The sequence below is a fragment of the Streptomyces sp. NPDC043746 genome, from assembly GCF_056436485.1.
This window is the reverse complement of sequence record NZ_JBWKCM010000035.1, coordinates 48,030-58,797: the sequence shown is the minus strand read 5'-3', so window position 1 is coordinate 58,797 and position 10,768 is coordinate 48,030. Positions and strand designations below refer to the sequence as shown.

Below are 10,768 nucleotides of genomic sequence, written 5' to 3'. Positions count from 1 at the left end.
TCACCCCAGCCGACCACTGACCGCACTGGGATGGACGTGATCAAGCAGGACTCAGGTGCTCAACCGGGCGGAACGACAACACGCAATGTCCCTGGCTCAGCTGCAGCGTCTTGGGCCGTTTCATCTCAGTCGACCCGATCATCGACTTCGACGATCCGGCCCAGATGAACGCCTACAGCTACGCCCACAACAGCCCGCTCACCAAGTCCGACCCGACGGGCCTGCGCCCGGACGGACCAACAGGTATGGGCCCTCGTGCCGACGAGCAGTGGGCGGCTGACCGGGGTATGTACGCCGGGTTCACCAAGAGGAACGGCAAGTGGGTCTGGCAGGAAACGCCTAATACTCCAGCAGCGGTTCGTGTCCTGAGCTGGCGCTTGTCGTTGTCCTGGTATGGAAGGGATGACTGAAGTCGGTTGCTGGGATGTCGAGTTGGAGTCGGTTTTCGCGCGGGTGGCGAGTAGGTTCGCTCGGGCGGATCTGCGGTGGCGGATGCGGGACTATGTCCGTGGTCTGCTGGGGCGGGCGACACGCAAGAACGGCTGGCAGCTCGCGGAATGGGCAGGTCACCGCACGCCGGACGGCTTCCAGCGACTGTTGAACAGCAGCGTCTGGGACGCGGACGCTTTGCGTGACGATGTCCGTGATTACGTGGCCGAGCGGCTCGGTCCGGGTGGCGTGCTGATTCTCGATGACACCGGGTTCGTCAAGAAGGGCACCACGTCGGCCGGGGTCGGCAGGCAGTACACCGGCACCTCGGGGAAGATCGACAACTGCCAGATCGGTGTGTTCGCCGCCTATGCGACCGGTTCGGGTCGAGCTCTGGTGGACCGGGAGCTGTATCTACCGAAGTCCTGGACCTCCGACCGTGACCGCTGCCGGGCGGCGAAGATCCCCGACGAGCGGGGCTTCGCGACCAAGGGGGAGCTGGCCAGAGACATCGTGCGCCGCTGTCTGGCCGCGGGTCTACCGGCTGCCTGGGTGACCGCGGATGAGGCGTACGGGCAGGACTGGCACTTCCGCCGCCTGCTCGAACAGCTTGGCCTCGGCTACGTGGTGGCGGTGCCCAAGTCCCAGCAGATCAAGTCCCTGGCCGGGAGCTGGCGCATCGACGAGCTCATCGACGAAGCCCCCGCCGATGCCTGGCAGCGGTTGTCCTGCGGCGACGGGGCGAAGGGCCCACGCGTCTATCACTGGGCCGCGGCGAAACTGCCCGCCAACATCATCTTCGATCCGGATCCGCCGACCCATCACCGCTGGGTGCTGGCGCGCCGCAGTCTCTCCGACCCCGGCGAGATCGCCTACTACCTCGCTCACGCGCCCGTCGGCATCGAGATCGACGAACTCGCCCGGATCGCCGGCAACCGGTGGGCGATCGAGGAATGCTTCCAGGCCGCGAAGAACGAATGCGGCCTGGACGAGTACGAGGTCCGCCGCTACCCCGGCTGGTACCGGCACATCACCCTCGCCATGCTCGCCCACGCCGTCCTGACCGCACTCGCCGCCCAGGCCGCCGTCGAGGCCGTAAAAGGGGCTGCAGAAACGGATCAGCCCTCGTCCCGCTCACCGTGGCAGAGATCCGCCGGCTCCTGGACACTCTCCTGCCTCATCCCCGAGCCAACCACGATCCCGTCACCCACGCACTGAACTGGTCCGCCTGGAGAAGACGCCGCCAGGCCATCGCCCGCCACTGCCACTACCGAAAACGCAGCTCAGGACACGAACCGCTGCTGGAGTACTAAGAGCTCGTAACACGATCATGTGCGGGTCTTCTTGAGGCGTCTGAAGCAGATCAGGCTGCAGGCCAGGGAGATGAAGGCGTCGTGGAGTTCGGTGCGGCGTTCCCAGCGGATGGCGAGGCGTTTGAAGTGGTGGAGGAGCGCGAAGGTCTGCTCGACGACGTAGCGGAGCTTGCCCCATCCCTTTGATGCTCGGGCAGCCCTTGCGGGAGATGACAGGCAGGATCCGGCGCTCGCGTAGCGCGTTCCGGTTCGGGTTGGAGTCGTAGCCCTTGTCGCCGAGCAGGGCGCCCGGTCGTCGGCGAGGCCGGCCGGGGCGGCCCGCGACGGGCGGGATGCCGTCGACCAGGGCGAGGGTCTGGGTGACGTCGTTGACGTTCGCGGCAGTGGTGATGACTTTGCGCGGGGTGCCGCGTCCGTCGCAGATCAAGTGGTGCTTGCTGCCGGTCTTGCGCCGGTCGACCGGCGACGGGCCGGTGTCGGCACCCCCTTTTCCGCCCGGATGTGGGAGCCGTCCACGCACGCGCGTGACCAGTCGAGCTCGCCGGCCGCGTTCAGCTCGGCGAGCAGGACTTGGTGCAGTTGGTTGAAGACTCCTGCCTTCTGCCACCGGCCCAGTCGGCGCCAGCTCGTCTGCCCCGAGCCGAAGCCCAGCTCCAGGGGCAGGAGTTGCCAGGCTATGCCGTTGTACAGGACGAACAGGATGCCCTGCAGACAGAGCCGGTCCGACACCGGACGCGGCCCCGGCGACCGTTCCGGCCAAGGCAGCAGGAGCGGCTCGATCAGCGCCCACAAGTCGTCGTCCACGATCCACGACCGAGTACTCACACCATCACGAACGGCCGAATCGTCACGCCGGTCACGGCCAACCAGCACACTTCAACAAGATCGTGTTACGAGCTCTATGAGAGTATCTGGAAGAAAAATCAGGGAGTACGCCTTCTGATGAATCGGGGGTGCAGGGGCGGCAGGTCCCGCACCCCCGTTCTGTAGCGAAATAGAGACTGCTTGCCTTGATTCGACTGTAGGCTTGGGTCAGAGATTAAACGAGGCGGATTTATGAGTCGTTTTTTGAAGGCACCCACGATTCCCTCTAGTGATTGGGTTTCTCAGTCCGAAGCGGCTCGAATCATGAACGTCTCCCTGATTGGTGTGGGCCGGCTAATAGCCAGAGATCGCATCTCTCCGGCTTATGATCCTAGCGGTGAAAAGGGGGTGGCGCGAGATAGCGTTTCCCTGGAATTGAAGTGGCGCAGTTCGGCTAAATTGACTAGAAAGATTTATCGCGCCATCGGGGACATCCTTAAGTTCCTCTAGTGTCCCGAGTCGTTAATTCGTGTGCAGTATGCGGCGAGGGTGTCGAGGATGTCGTCGGCGGTCTTCGTCCAGACGAACGGCTTGGGGTTCTTGTTCCACTCGTTGATCCAGCCGCGGATGTTCCGTTCGAGTTCGACGACGCTGCGGTGGGCCGAGCGGCGGAGCTTGCGGCAGGTCAGCTCGGCGAACCAGCGCTCGACGAGGTTGAGCCAGGACGCTGAGGTGGGGGTGAAGTGCAGGTGGAAGCGAGGGTGTCGCAGCAGCCACTTCTTGACCGGCTCGGTCTTGTGGGTGGCGTAGTTGTCCAGGATCAGGTGTAGTTCGAGATCCTTGGGGACGGCGGCGTCGATGACCTTCAGGAAGCGGAGGAACTCCTGGTGGCGGTGGCGGCGGTAGTGCTGTGCGATGACCGAGCCGGAGGCGATGTCGAGGGCGGCGAACAGGCTGGTCGTGCCGTGCCGGACGTAGTCGTGGGTCATCTTCGCCGGCGTGGTCGGCGCCATCGGCAGGACGGGCTGGGTGCGGTCCAGGGCCTGTATCTGCGACTTCTCGTCCACCGCCAGGACCAGGGCGTTCTCCGGCGGGGGCAGGTAGTGCCGACCACATCGCGGACCTTGGTCACGAACTGCGGGTCGGTCGACAGCTTCCAGGTCTCCACGATGTGCGGCTTGAGACCGAAGGCCCGCCAGATCCGCGAGACGGCCGACTGCGACATGCCCTCTGCCTCGGCCATCGAACGTGTCGACCAGTGCGAATCACCCGTCGGCGGAGCTTGGCCGAGCGTCCTGGCGACCAGGGCTTCGACCTGCTCGTCCGTGATCCTTCGTGGTGGCCCCGAACGTGGCCGGTCCACCAGGCCCTCCAGCCGGTCCGCGGCGAACCGGGACCGCCATTTACGTACCGTCTCTCGCGAGACGCCCAGGTCGTCCGCGACTTGCGCGTTCGGCAGGCCCTCCGCGCACGCCAGCACGATCTTCGACCGCAGCACCAGTGCCTGAGACGCCGTCTGCTTGCGCAACCAGCCCCGCAGCACCCGGCGTTCGTGATCGGACAACTCCAGCGGCAACGGCTTCGGACCAGGCATTGCCCCACCCTATAACCGCAAGTGAACTACCGACTCAGGACACTAGCTGAGGTGGTGCCCCTTCCTATGCTCCGCCGGTCAGCGTGGCGGGCGCTTGGGGGCGGTCGGCGGGTCGCTGGAGAAGGGGCTTTCCTGTGGCATGCCAAGGACTCGCCTCGTGCCGACAAGCTGCGCGACCTCTTGTGCGGAGATGATGACGGGAGGGGGTGGGCTCCCTCTCGTCTGGCTAATTCAAACTGGAAGATTTCGGAGTGAATAATTGAGAAAACGCCGTATTGTTCTGCGCAGGGTGTCCATGGCTGTAATCACTTGGTTCTTCTCGTGTCTTCTCAGTTTGATTGCATTCATCGCCCTCGGTTCTCTCTCACAGGGTTTCGATGTCGATGCCCTTGGTGTCGCTGCCGTCTGCCTCGCAATTGCCGCCCTGATTCTCCGGGTTGGGCGTTCGAGGATAGTGCTTACCGACCTGGATGTCGTGGTCATTAATCCCGTGTTTATGTATACGGTTCCCTGTGGTGCCGTGCGAGGCGTAGAAGAAGAGCATGCCTTGACCTTGGTGACTCATGCTAATGAGAGGATCCACTCCTCGGCGTTCGGGTCTTCCTTGATTGACTACTTCTTTCGTTCGGCGGAGCGTGCAGCGACGGAGGTCGATGCCCATGTCCGTCGGGTGAGCCGGAAGGGAACGGGTGACTCCGTAGTGGTGCGGCGTCTGGCTAGGTCATGGCTGGCAGATCTCTATTGTCTGGCCGCTCTTGCGTGTGCTGTAGCAGCCATGTGGGGAGGAAACCGGTAAAAGCCGATGGTGAGTTGCTGGGAGGCATGGTTATTCCTGTCAGTTTCGTTGAAAGGCGCGGCGGAACCCTAGATCCCGTAATCTGGTGGCCGTGAACGCGACTCCTCGGGTCCTTGCCCTGCTGGACGACGTCCTTGCCGCCGCCCGTCCGGACCAGCGCGGGGCGTTGTGGCAGCTGGCCGAGGCGGGGCGGGAGTTGGATGCCAATCTGGTGCGGCTGCCTGCCGGTGCGGAGGTGGGGGAGCACCAGGAGGACGTGCTCGATGTGCTGCTCGTCGTGCTGGAGGGCGGTGGGCTCGTGCGGGTGGCGGACGGGGAGCTGGTCTTGGGGCCGCGTTCCGTCCTCTGGCTGCCCCGGGCCTCGCGGCGGGCTCTCGTCGCGGGGGCGGAGGGGCTCGCCTATCTCACCGTTCATCGTCGGCGGCCCGGGATGGTTATCAAGGGACTGGGCGGGTCGCCTGCGTATGAAGGCGGCGAAGGGCCCTGCACGCTGGACCGGGTCTGTGCGGAGTGCGGGCGGTTGTCCGCGGATTCCGCGCCCGTCTTCTGCAGCCGGTGTGGGGAGCGGTTTCCGGAGCGGTGAGGGTGGGCCGGCCGCCCGGGGCCGTGGAGGCGGTCCCGTGGCCACCGGTTCCGAAAGTCCGGCCCGGCCTGGCCCCGCACGGGGGCGGTGAGGCCGGGGCGCCTGCCCGGTAGCCCGGTAGCGGTGAAGCCGGGCAGGCCCCGTACAGCCGTCGCCGTTCAGTGGCCCTCGCACTCCGTCAGGTCCGGGCGGCCCGGTGGGGGCTTGTGGTCCAGGAGGGCGGAGAGGTTCTTCTCGTACATCTCCTCCCAGACCTTGCCGCCCAGGATCGTGCGCAGCGCCGCGCACACCTCGCCCTTCAGGACCGGGGACTTGGGGCGCATCGCCACGCCGTAGCCCTCCGCGCCCTGGATGTTCTCCAGCCGCCGGACCTTCCCCGGGTTCGCCTTCTCGTAGCCCGCCAGGACGATGTCGTCCGAGGCGACCGCGTAGACGTCCGAGCGCACGTCCAGCAGTCGGTCCAGGCAGTCCTGGTAGGTGTTGGGCGGGGACTCCGTCATCGTGAAGCCGCGTTTGGGCAGCTCCTTCTCGTACGTGGAGTCCCGTGCCGTACACACCTCGACGCCCAGGCGGCGCAGGTCGCTGGAGTCCTTGATCGTGTACTTGCTCGACTTCTCGCGGACCAGGAAGCTCCGGCTCGCCTCGTAGTACGGGCCCGCGAACTCGACGCTGTAGCCGCCGGGCGAGGCGGTCTTGCGGTCGTCCGTGATGCTGTACGAGGCGATGATGAGGTCCACCCGCTTCGTCTTGAGAGCAGTGCTGCGGTAGTCGGTCGCGACCGTGGTGAAGGCGACCTCCTCGCGGCTGTACCCCATATGCGCGGCGATCGCGTAGGCCAGGTCGATGTCGTAACCGACGTACGTCCCCGTCTCCTTGTCGTATTTGCTCAGGCCCGGCTGGTCGTCCTTGACGCCGATCTTCAGCGTGGGATTCGTCTTCTTCCACTTCTCCGTCTCGGGGCCGGCGCCCGAACCGGTCGTCGTGCTGCCGCTCGTACCGGTCTTCTCGTCGCCACCGACGCCCCGCGCCACCAACCAGCCCGCCGTGCCCAGCAGGGCCAGGCACAGCACGGCCGTCGCCGCCCGCAGCCAGGGGCGGCCGTGCTCCCGGCGGGGGTCCGGGACCGGTGGGCCCAGGGGCTCCGGTACGGGGGCGGGGACGCGTACGAGGTCGGGCGCGGGTTCGGAGGGGGCCGTCGGAGGGTGGGTGGTCGCGCCGGGACCGGGCGTGCCCGGTTTCGGTGGGTCGCCCAGCACCTCCCGCAGCATCGCCTCCGCCGTCGCCGCGTCCAGGCGGTCGCCCGGGTCCGGGAAGAGGAGGCCCTGGATCACGGGGGCGAGCGGTCCGGCGTACCGGAGGGGCGGATCGGGGGTGTGCCGGATGTTCTCCTGGACCTCCCACACCTCGCCGCCCGCGAAGGGGACTGTGCCCTCGACCATCTCGTACAGCGTGATCCCCAGCGCCCACAGGTCCGAGGCGGGGGTGGGGCCGGGGGAGCCCGGGGTGAAGAGTTCGGGTGCCAGATACGGGGGTGTGCCGATCACGCTGCCGGACCTGGTCACCTGGGTGGCGCCCTCGAACGTCGCGATCCCGAAGTCCACCAGGATCGCCAACCCGTCGTCGCGGACCAGCACATTGCCCGGCTTCACGTCCCGGTGGACGACCGACGCCGCGTGTACCGCCCGCAGGCCCTGGAGGATCTGGAGGCCGATGTCCGCCGCCCTCGGTACGGCCAGCACCCGCTCGGCGCGCAACAGGTCGGCCAGGGAGCGGGCTTCGAGGAGCTTCATCACGATCCAGACCTGGTTGTCGGTCTCGACCTGGTCGTGGACCGTCACCACGTTCTGGTGCTCGATCTTGGCGATCGCCTCCGCCTCCCGGCGCGCCCGCCGCATCGCCGCTGCCTGGGTACCGGGCGTCATCGCGTTCCGGTCGAGCAGGCCCTTGACGGCGACGAAGCGACGCAGCCGCCGGTCGTGGGCCTTCCACACCTCGCCCATGCCTCCGCTGCCGATCGGCTCCAGCAGCTCGTAGCGGCCCTCGATGACCAGACGCGGGGCCGAGCGGGGTCGGCGGGCTGAATGCGGGTGCGGGTGTGGATGCGCGGAGGCGCTGTGCGGGGGTGTGGGGGGCCACTGCTGGGCGGATACGGGGCCCCCGGACGCGGAGTCGCCGGGCATGGGTTTCCTGGACGGGGAGCCGCCGGGTACGGAGTCCTCGGACGCGGAGTCCCCGGATACGGAGTCCCCGGGCATGGAGCCCTCGGGGCGGAGGTCGTCGGGGCCGCTGCCTCTGTGCCGCCCGGCGCTCCGGCCGCCTGCTCCACCGCCCTGGACACCGTCGGCCCCGGCCCTGCCTTCGCCTTGCATGCGACCCCCCGTGCGCTACATGGACCAGGCAAACAGTAGACGCTCCGTCAGCTCTCCACAGCTCTCCGCAGCGCTCTCCGGGAGGGGATTTCGCGGCTGCCTCAGGAAGCCGCGCCGCCGTTGCTCTTCAGCAACTGGCCGTTGACCCACTGGCCTTGGGGCGAGCACAGGAAATCCACCAGATGCGCGGTGTCCTGCGGGGTGCCGAGGCGGCCGAGCGGGGTGCCCTGGACCAGGGCTTCGCGTAGCTCGTCGTCCATCCAACCCGTGTCCACAGGCCCGGGGTTGACGACGTTGGCGGTAACCCCGAGGTGGGCCAGCTCGTGCGCGGCGGCCAGGGTGATGCGGTCCAGGGCGCCCTTGCTCGCGCCGTAGGGCAGGTTGCCGACGGTGTGGTCGCTCGTGAGCGCGACGATGCGGCCCACCCCCGCGTCCGGTTCGCCGCGGAAGCGGAGCCCGTACTCGCGGATCAGCAGCCAACTGGCCCGCGCGTTCACGGCGAAGTGCCGGTCGAACGCCTCCACGGTGGTGTCCAGCAGCCCCGAGTCCACCGACTCCGCGTGCGAGAGGACCAGCGCGGTGACCGGGCCGAGGCGCTGCTCCGCCTCGTCGAAGATGCGGGCGGGGGCGTCGGGGTCGGTGAGGTCCGCCTCGATCGCCGCCGTACGGGCCCCGGCGCCCGCCAGCTCCTGCGCGATGGACGCGGCGGCCCCGTCCTCGGCGCCCCACTCCATGCGCCGGTCGTACGGCGTCCAGTAGGTGAGGGCGATGTCCCACCCGGAGGCCGCGAGCTGCCGGGCGATCCCCGCGCCGATCCCGATGGAGCGCCCGACGCCGGTGATGAGGGCTACGGGGCGAGGGGGCGGCGGGGATGAGGCCGGGGTCGAGGTCGGGTTCGGGGCCGACACGGTTGAGGGCTGTTCGTCGAGCGTCACGCGGTGATCCTTCGGGACCCCTGCACTTGTGTCAATTACTTTCTGGAGGTGGCCCCTACCGGTGGAAATCGGGTGCCCAGCGGATGAGGGTCGCGTTGCCTCTCTGCCCGTTCTGGAGGCAAGTGGGTGGTGGCCTTTCCGCAGGGGCCATGTGCGCCGCGGCGGCCATCGTCGGCTGTGTTCTGGCCGCCGGCGCCATCGGCGCCTTCGGTGGTGGCGTTGCCTACTACTCCAGTTGTAGACCGCGATCTTGCGGCTTGACGCGGTGAAGGTTGAGCGCATGCCTCCGGACAACCGGAGCACCTCGGCCTGGCCGACGGCGCCGCGGCGCTACATGTTCTGGCACGCTCTGTTCTTGAACTCTGCTACGGAGACGGTGATCGTGGAGTCGTCGCCGTTGTCCGAGACGCCGTGGTAGCGAACTTTTCCGGGGGTGAGCCGGTCCCGGTCGGCCAGGGTGAAGGAGACGCTGCGCGATGACCACGAGTTGTCCTTGGTCCAGCCGTAGAGCGCGTATGTGGTCTTGGCGGTGAGCGGAGCGAGAGATCTGGTCGCGGCCCAGCCAGCAGCAGGAGAATCGAGGGTCCAGGTGGTGAGACCGGGCGTGAGAGAACGGTCGGCGGTCCATGAACCGACCGTCACCTGTTTGTCAACATCGTCGCTGTCCACGTAGAGGGTCGCGCCATCGATCTGATGTCCGCAGACCATCATGACGCCGAGCAGATGGCCGTCGTCGGTCACGGAGATGCCAGCGACGGCATCGACAGGAACCGTGCATCCTGAGGTCGCAGCCAGGGCCACGCCCACCACGACGGCACTGACGAAGCGACGGCACACCGGCCGTGAAGCGGTCGACCACATGATGAGCCCCTTGCCCGACGTGTAGGTCCCGCCCCTAGATGGCAGGGGCTAGCGGCGCGAATGCGACCACCGTTGATCATCGGTGTGTGAAAACAGAAGACCAGGCGGCGTCCGCAGGCCACAGCATAGATCCCGCTCACTGGCAGGACATGCTCGAGCGCCCTGATGGGCCGCACGCGCGGGGCGGTGCACCGGAGTCGAACCACGGCGGCGGGCACGGAAGTTCGTGCTCGGGCTCTTCTCGGACCTGCCACGCAAGAGTTGCTGGACGCTGGCCGAGCACGCCGGCGACGCCACTCCGTAAGCCCTGCAGCATCTGCTGCCGAGGGCAAAGTGGGATGCCGATGCGGTCCGGGACGACCTGCGCAGCTTCGTCGTCGAGCAGCTGTACGACGAAGACGCGGTGCTGGTGGTCGATGAGACCGGCGATCTGAAGAGGGGCGCCGCCACGGTCGGCGTGCAGCGCCAGTACACCTGCACTGTCGGCCGCGTCGAGAACAGTCAGGTGGCCGTCTACCTCGCCGACTCCAGTCGATGCGGACACGCAGCAATCGACCGGGAACTGCACGTACCGCGCTCGTGGATCACGGATGCGACCCGCTGCCGGGCGGGGCCGACATTCCCGAGGGGGGCGGCTTCGCCACAAAGCCCGCGCTCGTTGTCCGCATGATCGACCGGACCCTGGGTGCCGGGGTCCATGCAGCCCGGGTGGCTGCAGACGAGGTCTACGGGGGCGATCCGCAGCTGCGGGGCGCGCTGGAAGAAGGCCAGGACGGCTACGTCCTCGCAGTCGCCTGCGATCACCAGACCGCCACCCGGGCGGGCAAGGTAGGGCCGACGCACTGGCCGAGAAGCTGCCGAAACGAGCCTGGCGGACTCTCCGCAGGCGCTGGCGCCAAGGGGCACCGCGTCTACGACTGGGCACTGGCCGACGTTGCCGACAGCCAGGCTGGTCACCGCCACCTGCTCATTCGCCGCAGCCGTAACAGCGGCGAGCTCGCCTTCTACCGCAGCTACTCGGCCACGCCGGTGCCGCTGACCGCTCTGGTGCAGTGATGGTGGCTTCGCGGACTCCTGCCAGAAG

General features: G+C 67.5%; 7 protein-coding genes and 3 pseudogenes. 4 read left to right on the top strand and 6 right to left on the bottom strand.

The features are described from left to right. Window positions 1–110 precede the first annotated feature (110 nt). Together AC0682_RS28090 and AC0682_RS28085 are read left to right on the top strand one after the other, a co-directional pair. On the top strand, window positions 111–410 hold the full coding sequence (locus AC0682_RS28090; protein WP_478535913.1) for an RHS repeat-associated core domain-containing protein: 300 nt from the start codon (window positions 111–113) through the stop codon (window positions 408–410). Then, on the top strand, window positions 403–1,647 hold the full coding sequence (locus AC0682_RS28085) for an IS701 family transposase (RefSeq protein WP_478535912.1): 1,245 nt from the start codon (window positions 403–405) through the stop codon (window positions 1,645–1,647). Before AC0682_RS28090 ends, AC0682_RS28085 begins: the two co-directional genes overlap by 8 nt. 110 nt (window positions 1,648–1,757) lie before the next feature. Here AC0682_RS28085 and AC0682_RS28080 read toward each other — a convergent pair. From AC0682_RS28080 to AC0682_RS28070, 3 genes and pseudogenes are all read right to left on the bottom strand, one after another. Next, a pseudogene (locus AC0682_RS28080) lies at window positions 1,758–2,567 on the bottom strand (IS5 family transposase). A 485-nt stretch (window positions 2,568–3,052) separates the two neighbouring features. Continuing rightward, window positions 3,053–4,140: pseudogene (locus AC0682_RS28075) on the bottom strand (IS630 family transposase). A 364-nt stretch (window positions 4,141–4,504) separates the two neighbouring features. Further along, window positions 4,505–4,684 (bottom strand): hypothetical protein, encoded by a 180-nt coding sequence (locus AC0682_RS28070; protein ID WP_478535911.1) that lies wholly within the window; start codon window positions 4,682–4,684, stop codon window positions 4,505–4,507. 343 nt (window positions 4,685–5,027) lie between these two features. On the opposite strand from AC0682_RS28070, the gene AC0682_RS28065 reads away from it, so the two are divergent. Beyond that, on the top strand, window positions 5,028–5,519 hold the full coding sequence (locus tag AC0682_RS28065; protein WP_478535910.1) for a hypothetical protein: 492 nt from the start codon (window positions 5,028–5,030) through the stop codon (window positions 5,517–5,519). A 158-nt stretch (window positions 5,520–5,677) separates the two neighbouring features. On the opposite strand, the gene AC0682_RS28060 is transcribed toward AC0682_RS28065, so the two are convergent. The 3 genes from AC0682_RS28060 to AC0682_RS28050 all read right to left on the bottom strand — a co-directional run bounded on the left by AC0682_RS28060 (window position 5,678) and on the right by AC0682_RS28050 (window position 9,684). Then, the gene (locus AC0682_RS28060) at window positions 5,678–7,699 is read right to left on the bottom strand and encodes a serine/threonine-protein kinase (protein WP_478535909.1); all 2,022 of its coding nucleotides are present in this window, start codon (window positions 7,697–7,699) and stop codon (window positions 5,678–5,680) included. 290 nt (window positions 7,700–7,989) lie between these two features. After that, a complete protein-coding gene (locus tag AC0682_RS28055; RefSeq protein WP_478535907.1) occupies window positions 7,990–8,823 on the bottom strand; it encodes an SDR family oxidoreductase in 834 nt (277 codons plus the stop codon). 330 nt (window positions 8,824–9,153) lie between these two features. After that, window positions 9,154–9,684, bottom strand: a complete 531-nt coding sequence (locus AC0682_RS28050) for a hypothetical protein (RefSeq protein ID WP_478535906.1) — start codon at window positions 9,682–9,684, stop codon at window positions 9,154–9,156. 307 nt (window positions 9,685–9,991) lie between these two features. On the opposite strand from AC0682_RS28050, the pseudogene AC0682_RS28045 reads away from it, so the two are divergent. Then, a pseudogene (locus AC0682_RS28045) lies at window positions 9,992–10,740 on the top strand (IS701 family transposase). Window positions 10,741–10,768 lie beyond the last annotated feature (28 nt).

Coding starts and splice junctions, on each gene's coding strand:
- AC0682_RS28085 (WP_478535912.1), top strand. CDS start 403: ATGACTGAAGTCGGTTGCTGGGATGTCGAGTTGGAGTCGGTTTTCGCG.
- AC0682_RS28070 (WP_478535911.1), bottom strand. CDS start 4,684: ATGCTCTTCTTCTACGCCTCGCACGGCACCACAGGGAACCGTATACAT.
- AC0682_RS28060 (WP_478535909.1), bottom strand. CDS start 7,699: ATGCCCGGCGACTCCGCGTCCGGGGGCCCCGTATCCGCCCAGCAGTGG.
- AC0682_RS28050 (WP_478535906.1), bottom strand. CDS start 9,684: ATGTGGTCGACCGCTTCACGGCCGGTGTGCCGTCGCTTCGTCAGTGCC.